Here is a 7,363-nt window from a genome sequence, read left to right on the forward strand (position 1 = left end):
GTCGCACCTCCCGATACCGACACCGACGCACAACCGCCGGACGATACGAATTCGGACGACCAAGACAACCCCGACACCGACGACCAGTCCGACGACCCCGCCGACACGGACACCGACCAGCCCGACGACCAGTCCGCTGACCAGCCCGGCGACCAGTCCACAGACCAACCCACCGACGACCAGCAGACCGAGGGCGACCAACCCGCCGACCAGCCGGACGACCAGTCCGACCAGCCGTCCGACGAGCCCGACACCGACGAGCCCAGCGACAACGAGTCCGACCAGCCGGGCGACGACGAGGACGCCGCCCCGCAGGCGCTCGCACTCGCTCCGGTAACCGTGGCCGTGACACCAACGTCGGGAATCTTCGGCAGCATCACCTTCACCGCCACGATCACCACCGCGAGCGGCAACCCCACGGGGACCGTCGACTTCACCGCGGATGGCGCTGCGGCCTGCACCGATGTCCCTGTTTCCGCCGGCGGCCCCAATGACGGCACCGCCATCTGCATGATCGATGTCCTTCCGGGCCAACTGATCACCGTCGCCGCCAGCTACTCCGGAGACGGCACCAACGATCCGGGCACCGACTCGGTCGACTACCAGGCCAACAAGAAGACGACCAGTGTCACCGTCAGCACCACCGCGACCGGCGAGTCCGGCCTCGTCACCTTCCGGGCGCAGCTGACGCCCAGCGTCGAACCCATGACCGGCACGGTGGACTTCACCGTCAACGGCACGGTCGCCTGCGCCGGTGTCGCGGTGTCCGGCAGCCCGCCCGCCGCCACCTGCGCAGTCACCATCAACCCCGGCCAGGAGGTCGATGTCACCGCCGAGTTCTCCGACGACCCGATCTATGCCGACGCCACCAGCACTCCGCTCAACTACGTGGCCCGGGGCATCGCGACGGTGACCGTCAGCTCGCCGGAGGCGGACGGACAGGGCGACCCCGGCGACATCACCTTCACCGCCACCGTCACCGGTGCCGGCGCGGTTCCCACGGGAACCGTCGACTTCACGGTGGAAGGTGTGCCGGGCGGCTGCGCTGACGAGACTCTGACGGTCGGCGCGACCTCAGCGACGGCCACCTGCACAGTGGTGGGCATCCCGGAGGACGCCGACGTGACGGTCACCGCGACCTACTCGGGTGACTCGAACTACGACCCGGACGCCAGCGGGTCCACCGTCTACCAGACGCCGACGGAAACGGTCACCGTGGTCGTCTCCGCGCCGCCCGGGGCCGGGGCCGGGGAGGTACCGTTCACCGCCATCGTCACCAGCAGCGACGGATCCACGCCGACCGGCACGGTGACCATCAGCCTGGAGACCCCCGAGCCCACCGCCAGCCCGCAGGGCACCACCAGTTGCGACGCGACCCTCCTGCCCGGTCCCGGCGCGGGCCAGGCGAGCGGAACGTGCCTATTGACGGTGCCCGCGGGCGCGAGCGTGAACGTCGTCGCCGCCTACAGCGGCAGCGGCCACCTCGCGATCGCCACCACACCGGTCGCGATTTCCTTCCAGGGCAAGCGGACTGCGGCGGTGAGCCTGGCGGTGAACCCGGCGTCGCCGGTGGAGGTGGGCACCCTGGTGACCCTCACCGCGACGGTTGCGGCGGACAGCAGCGGGATCGCACCGACGGGGACGGTGCGGTTCGATGCCGGTGGTACGGCGATCGCCGGGTGTGAGGCTGTGGCGGTGAGCGCGGGCACGGCGACCTGCACGACGGCTGCGTTGCCGACGGGTTCGCTCACGCTCAACGCCACCTACAGCGGCGATGCCGAGTATCTGGCGGGTAGCGCGCAGGCCGCCGGCTACCAGGTCAACGCCGCGGTCGCCGCCACCACGGCGCTGTCCGCGACCGGCGCCGACGTCGACGACCTGCTGCTCGGCGCGCTGCTGCTGCTCCTGGCCGGTGGAGCGAGCGTGGCCTTCGGGTCCGGTCGGCTCACCCGGCGCGGAACGCGCTGATCACAACCAGGTTTATCGGGCCAGGCGGATCGTGAGTCCGCCTGGCCCGCCCGTCACCAGGGTGCCGTGTCCGTGGGCCACCGCGGGCGCGCCGGACACCGCGTCGACCGCAACCCCGGCCAGGAAGAGGTGCCAGGACGGTGGCGGATGGTCGACCGAGACGCGGAGCTCGTCGCCGGTGCGGGTGGTGGTGAAGGTGGCGGCCGGTTCGCCGGTCGTGGTGGGGATGACGGTGCGGACCGTGCCCTCGCTCAGTTGGTAGGCGTGCAGGGTGACGCCGTCGGTGTAGTCGTAGTCGGGGCGGCTGTCCACCGACCCGACCGGGATCACCGAGCCGGGGCGGGCCAGCAGCGGCAGGCTGGTGAAGTCGTGTCGTTCGCGCACCCAGGCCGGTCCGTGGAGTTGTTCGCCGGTCAGGAAATGCGTCCAGGTGCCGGCCGGGACGTAGTAGCTGACCTCGCCCTCGGCGCTGAACACCGGAGCGACCAGCAGGTCGGCGCCGAGCAGGTACTGGCGGTCCAGGTAGACGCACGCCGGGTCGTCCGGAAACTCCAGGATCATGGCCCGCAGCATGGGAATCCCGTCCCGGTGCGCGGTCACCGCGGCCTGGTACAGGTAGGGCATCAAACGGGCCTTGAGCCTGGTGTACCGGCGCAGCACGGTCACCGACTCCTCGTCGAACTGCCACGGCACCCGGTAGGAGTAGTTGCCGTGCAGCCGGCTGTGTGAGGACAGCAGCCCGAACGGGATCCAGCGTTTGAACAGTTCGGCGCTCGGAGTGCCCTCGAACCCGCCGATGTCGTGGCTCCAGAAACCGAACCCGGACAGGGCGAGCGACAGCCCGCCGCGCAGCGTCTCGGCCATGGACTCGTAGGTGGACGAGTTGTCTCCGCCCCAGTGCACCGGGAACTGTTGCGAGCCAACGGTTGCCGACCGGGCGAACACCACCGCGTCACCCTCGCCCCGGCGTTTGCGCAGCAGGTCGAAGACGGTCTTGTTGTAGAGATAGGTGTAGTAGTTGTGCATCAGTTCCGGATCCGAGCCGTCGAAGTACTCGACGTCGGTGGGGATCCGCTCACCGAAGTCGGACTTGAAGCAGTCCACCCCCATGTCCAGCACGGCGTCCAGCTTGGCCGCGTACCATTCCCGGGCCTCCGGGTTGGTGAAGTCGACCACGGCCAGGCCCGGCTGCCACAGGTCCCACTGCCACACGTTTCCGTCCGGCCGCTTGAGCAGGTAACCGCGCGCCATCCCCTCGGCGAACAGGGGTGAGCGCTGCGCGATGTAGGGGTTGATCCACACACAGATCCGCAGGCCGCTCGCCTTGAGCCGGGCCAGCATCCCGCGCGGGTCCGGGAACGTGCGCGGGTCCCATTCGAAGTCGCACCAGTTGATCTCACGCATCCAGAAGCAGTCGAAGTGGAACACCGAAAGCGGAATGTCGCGTTCGGACATTCCGCTGACGAAGCTGTTCACGGTCGCCTCGTCGTAGGGCGTGTTGAACGAGGTGGACAGCCACAGGCCGAAGGACCAGGCCGGGGGCAGTGCCGAGCGGCCGGTCAGCGCGGTGTACCTGCGCAGGATCTCCTTCGGTGTCGGACCGTAGATCAGGTAGTACCGCAGGGTCTGCCCGGCGACGCTGAACTGCGCCCGGGTCACGTCCTCCGAGGCGACCTCGAACGACACCTGCCCGGGATGGTCGACGAACACGCCGTAGCCGGCGTTGGTCAGAAAGAACGGCACGTTCTTGTACGCCTGCTCACTGCTCGACCCGCCGTCGGCGTTCCAGATGTCCACCACCTGGCCGTTCTTGACGAGGGGACCGAACCGCTCGCCGAGCCCGTAAACCGCCGCCCCCACCCCGAGGCGCAGCCGTTCGCGCACGAAGTGCCCGCCGCCCGCGACGGTGACGAAGGCCAGGTCCTCGTGGCCGCTGGTGGTCAGAACCCGGTCCCCGGCAAGGAAGTCGAGCCGCCACCGGGCCCGGTCCACACGGACCGTCAGCGCACCGGAGGTGAGCGTCGCCACGTCCTCGGCGACGTTCACCCGGGCCTCGCCGGACCCGTTGGCGAACAGTTCGAACCGCGGCGGACGCGGCCGCACCCCGGCGTAGTGGGTGACCGAAACCCCCACCACGCCGGGCATCGGCGCCGAGATGTCCACCGTGAACACCGGACCCTTCTGCAGATCCAGCCGGCTGGTCACCGGGTAGGACGGCGCGTGGATGGTGAGCGTGCCCTGGCCCGGCTCCACGTCGAGAACTTCGACCGGGTAGGCGGGCTCGACCCCGGCCCGCATCCGCCAATGTCCGTCGGTGAACTTCATTTGACCGCTCCCGCCGCGATGCCGCGTGTCAGTGTTCGTTGGAACAGGATGAAGAAGACGACCGCCGGCAGGATTCCGAGCAGGGCGGACGCGCTCTGTGTCGTGGCGTCCATCAGCCGCTGGCCCTGCAGTACGCCGAGCGCGACCGGAACGGTCTGGTTGTCGTTGGACACGAGCATCACCAGCGGGATGAAGAACTCGTTCCAGGTCCAGATGAAGAAGAACACCAGCAGCACCGAAAGGGTGGGCCAACTGATCGGCACGACCACCCGCCACAGCGTCTGCCACCTGCTCGCGCCGTCGATCCGGGCGGCGTCGAGGATCTCCCGGGGGAACCGGGACAGCACCGAGGACAGCAGGTACGTGCCGAACGCGCTCTGCACCGCCGTGAAGATGATGATCACAGCGAGCCTGGTGTCGTACAGGTCGACCTTCTTCGCCATGTAGTACAACGGGTAGACCAGCGCCTCCTGCGGCATCAGGTTCGCCAGCAGGAACACCCCGATGATCCACAACCGGCCGTGCACCCGGCCGATGCCGAGCGCGTAGGCGGCGGAGATCGACACCAGCACCGCCAGCACGGCGACCGCGCCGGCGATCACCGCACTGTTCATCAGCTTCTCGGCGAAGTCCACCCGCACCCAGAAGTCGACGATTCCCCGCAGGTACAGGCTTTCCGGCAACCCGAGCGGTCCGTTCCGCGAGTAGTCCGACGGCGACTTCACCGCGTTCACGGCCACCAGCAGGAACGGCACCAGCGTGACCACGGCGAGCAGGACCAGCCCGGTGAGCACCACGAACCGAACCGGATCACCGCGGCGGCGGCGGACGGTTACCGCGCTCATGACTCCCCCCGCTGCTGCACCCGCAGGAAAACGAAGGTCAGGCCGACGATGACCGCGGTGAGCAGCGTGGCGATCGCGGCTCCGTAGCCGACGTTGGCCTTCTCGAAGAAGTTCTGGAAGGAGAAGTAGGACGGCACGTTGGTGGCGCCGCCCGGCCCGCCCCGGGTCAGCACGAAGATCTTGTCGAAGGTTTTCAGCGCGGCGATGGTGCAGGTCAACAACACCACGAAGATCTCGGGACGGATCTGCGGCACGGTGATCAGCCAGAGCCGTTGCCACCACGACGCGCCGTCCACCTCGGCCGACTCGTACAACTCGGGATCGACCCGTTGCAGGCCGGCCATGAAGATCACGATCGGGTAGCCGAGCTGGATCCAGACCAGCACCGCCATCACCGACAGCAACGCGGTCTTCTCATCGCCCAGCCAGTTCTGGGTCCACGAGCCCAGCCCGACCACCCGCAGCAACTCGTTCACGGCGCCGTACTCGGGATGCAGAATCCAGCCCCACACCACGCCGGCCACCACGGCCGGCAGTACCTGGGGCAGGTAGAACGAGGCCCGCAGCGCGCTGGCCGAACGCTGGCCGACCCGCTTGGCCACCACGTCGAACAGGGCGGCGGCGAGCAGCAGCCCGAGGAACGTCGGGATGATCGCCATCGCCACGATCAGGGCCAGGTTGTTCCGGGTAGACGCCCAGAACGTCTCGTCGGTGAACAGCTTCCGGTACTGCTCGAAGCCGACCCAGCGCGGCGTGCCCACGCCCTGCCACCGGGTGAAGCTGATCCAGACGTTGACCGCCAACGGAATGGCGATGATCACCAAGAACAGCGCGGCACCGGGCACCAGGTAGGGCAGGTATCCGGCGCGCCCGGCCGGCGCCGGCCGGCCGGGCTGCGTTCCACTCGCGGCGCCGGGTCGGTCGCGGCCGGCGCCGCCTGTGCCGGAAGTGTCATCTCATCCGCCGAGGTTGGCCCGGTTCTCCTGGTATGGCTTGGCGATCTCGTCCAGCATCTGGTCCGGGCCGACGCTGCCGTTCATCAGCTTCTGGGTGGCCGAGACCAGCACGTCGTAGTAGCCGGGTGCCGGCCAGTCCGGGTAGAAGGCGAGCCCGTCCCGCTTGGCCAGCGTGCCGAAGTCGGAGATCAGCGTCTTGACCTCCGGGTCGGAGACGGCGTTCGGGTCGGCCGCGATCGGGATGCCGCCCGCGTTGCCGAGCACGCTCTGGTTCTGCTGCTGCATGGTGATGTTGATGAAGTCGTAGGCGAGGTCCTTGTTCTTGGACCCCTGCGGGACGACCCAGATGTTGCCGCCCGATCCGGCGCTCATCTTGCCCGGCCACAGGAACGATCCCCACTGGAAGTTCTTGATCTCGGTCTTGAGCCGGCCGTACCACCAGGTTCCGGAGACCATGATCGGCGCCTTGCCGGAGATGAACGCGGTGCCCATGTCCTCGGCCTTGAGGCTGGTGGCCTGCTTGTCGATGTAGCCCTTCTGCACCCACTCGGCGAAGGTGTTGGCGCCGTAGGTCCAGGCGCTGTCGTGGAAGTCGACGTCGCCGGTGTAGCGCTGGTACCGGTCCACCCAGCCGCGGTCGGCCTTGGTCAGCGCGAGTTGGTAGAGCAGCTGGTGGGCCGGGTACTCGGCGCCGCCGACGGACAGCGGCGTCACGCCGGCCTGCTTGAACTTGTCCATCGCGGCGACGAACTCGTCCAGACTGGTCGGCACCTTGATGCCCTGCTGGGCGAACATGTCCTTGTTGTAGAAGACCAGGACGTACTCGGCGTAGTTCGGCACACCGAACCACTTGTCGCCGCCCATGACGCCGCGCTCGTCGTACTTGCAGGTGGTCTGCAGGCCCGGGCTGAGCAACTTGTCCCAGCCGCGCTTGCCGACCTCCTCGCTCATGTCGGTGAGCAGGCCCTGCTTGGACAGCAGGCCGGCGGTGGCGTTGCCCTTGTTGTACTCCATCAGGTCCGGCGCGTCGTCGGAGTTGAGGACCATCGGCGCGGTCTTCTGGATCTGCTCGAAGCCCTTCTCCTCGAACTTCACCGTCACGTTGGGATGGCTGCCCTCGAACTCCTTGATGGCCGCCGCCCAGGCCGCGCCCATGGCGCTGTTCGGGCCTTCGTAGTGCCATAACTTGAACTCCCGCGGCCCACTGTTGTTCGCGGGTTCGTCGCCGCCGCACGCGGCCAGCGTCAACGTCGCCGCCGTGAGGGCCAC

The 7,363-nt window shown here is 68.4% G+C and carries 5 protein-coding genes; 1 reads left to right on the forward strand and 4 read right to left on the reverse strand.

The annotated features are described in order from the left end of the window. Positions 1 to 1,968: Ig-like domain repeat protein (locus tag VFO68_RS13255; RefSeq protein WP_325158552.1), on the forward strand; the 1,968-nt coding region annotated here is incomplete at its 5' end. A gap of 12 nt (positions 1,969 to 1,980) precedes the next feature. On the opposite strand, the gene yicI is transcribed toward VFO68_RS13255, so the two are convergent. From yicI to VFO68_RS13275, 4 genes are all read right to left on the reverse strand, one after another. Then, on the reverse strand, positions 1,981 to 4,293 hold the full coding sequence (gene yicI, locus VFO68_RS13260; protein ID WP_325158553.1) for an alpha-xylosidase: 2,313 nt from the start codon (positions 4,291 to 4,293) through the stop codon (positions 1,981 to 1,983). Beyond that, a complete protein-coding gene (locus VFO68_RS13265) occupies positions 4,290 to 5,138 on the reverse strand; it encodes a carbohydrate ABC transporter permease (protein ID WP_325158554.1) in 849 nt (282 codons plus the stop codon). Before VFO68_RS13265 ends, yicI begins: the two co-directional genes overlap by 4 nt. Further along, positions 5,135 to 5,959: a sugar ABC transporter permease gene (locus VFO68_RS13270; RefSeq protein WP_325158555.1), complete on the reverse strand. Its 825-nt coding sequence runs from the start codon at positions 5,957 to 5,959 to the stop codon at positions 5,135 to 5,137. Before VFO68_RS13270 ends, VFO68_RS13265 begins: the two co-directional genes overlap by 4 nt. 135 nt (positions 5,960 to 6,094) lie before the next feature. Beyond that, positions 6,095 to 7,363, reverse strand: a 1,269-nt coding sequence (locus VFO68_RS13275) for an extracellular solute-binding protein (protein ID WP_325158556.1), incomplete at its 5' end; no start/stop codon positions are given.

Origin of the sequence: Actinophytocola sp. (assembly GCF_035712165.1) — a bacterium.
Taxonomy (GTDB): Bacteria; Actinomycetota; Actinomycetes; order Mycobacteriales; family Pseudonocardiaceae; genus DASYTH01.

What these genes read in the sequence shown, in the direction of transcription:
- yicI (WP_325158553.1), bottom strand. Translation starts at nt 4,293, where the DNA reads ATGAAGTTCACCGACGGACATTGGCGGATGCGGGCCGGGGTCGAGCCC.
- VFO68_RS13265 (WP_325158554.1), bottom strand. Translation starts at nt 5,138, where the DNA reads ATGAGCGCGGTAACCGTCCGCCGCCGCCGCGGTGATCCGGTTCGGTTC.